1 protein-coding gene is annotated in these 1,215 nt (G+C 69.6%); it reads right to left on the bottom strand.

Translation table 11 applies throughout. From position 1 onward, the window contains the following. Positions 1-1,181: SDR family NAD(P)-dependent oxidoreductase (locus ACWDX9_RS63470; RefSeq protein ID WP_449973481.1), on the bottom strand; the 1,181-nt coding region annotated here is incomplete at its 3' end. Between the last annotated feature and the right edge of the window lie 34 nt (positions 1,182-1,215).

Genomic DNA, 1,215 nt, shown 5'->3' with positions numbered 1-1,215 from the left:
GGTGTGGTGAGGGCGGTGTCGAGGAGTTGGTTGCCTTGGGTGGTGGTGATGCGGTGGTAGCCGGCTTGTTCGATGCGGGTGATGTCGGTGGTGGTGAGGTGGGCGCTCATGCCGCTGGGTTGGTGCCAGAGTCCCCAGGCGAGGGCTTGGGCGGGTAGGCCGGTGGTGTGGCGGTGGATGGCGAGGGCGTCGAGGAAGGCGTTGGCGGCGGAGTAGTTGCCTTGTCCGGCGCTGTCGAGGGTGCCGGCTGAGGAGGAGTAGAGGACGAACGCGGCCAGGTCGAGGTGGCGGGTGGCTTGGTGCAGGTGCCAGGCTGCGTCGGCCTTGGGCCGCAGTACCCGGTCGATCTTGTCGGGGGTGAGGGAGGTGACCACGCCGTCGTCCAGCACCCCGGCGGTGTGGAAAACAGCCGTCAGCGGGTGCTCGGCGGGGATCCGGTCAAGGAGGGTGGCCACCTGCTCGGGGTCGGACAGATCGCAGGCCGCGATGTCGACGGTTGCGCCGGCTGCTTCCAGGTCGGCTCGGAGCTGGTCGGCGTCGGGGGCTTGGTCTCCTCGGCGGGAGGCCAGCAGCAGATGCTTGGTCTGGTGCTCGGTGGCGAGGTGTCGGGCCATGATGGCGCCCAGGCCGCCGGTGCCGCCGGTGATCAGTACCGTGCCGTCGGGGTCCAGGCTGCGCGGCATGGTGAGGATGATCTTGCCGGTGTGGCGGGCCTGGGCCATGTGCCGGAAGGCTTGGCGGGCCTGCTGCACCGGCCAGCACCGCACCGGCAACGCCGCCAACCCGCCGCCAGTGAACAGGTCCAGCAGTTCGGCGAGCATCTGGCCGATACGGTCGTGCCCGGCATCCATGAGGTCGAAGCTGCGATACCGCACCTGCGGATGGGTGCTGGCCACCTGGGCGGGATCGCGCCGGTCTGTTTTGCCGAGCTCGATGAACCGCCCGTCAGGGGTGAGGAGATCGAGGGAGGCGTCGGTGAACGGCCCGGCCAGCGAGTTGAGCACCACATCCATCCCCGCCCCGCCCATCACCGTGGCGAAGGCATCGGCGAAGTCCAGGTCGCGCGAGGAAGCGATGTGATCATCCGGCACACCCAGCGCCCGCAGCACGTGCTGCTTGGCAGGCGAGGCCGTGGCGAACACCTCCGCACCCAGATGCCGGGCGATCTGGATCGCGGCCATACCCACCCCACCCGCGCCGGAGTGGATCAGCACC

This window comes from Nonomuraea sp. NPDC003201 (genome assembly GCF_053590415.1).
Note: the sequence above shows the minus strand (reverse complement) of the source record. Positions and strands in the feature narration are given on the sequence as shown.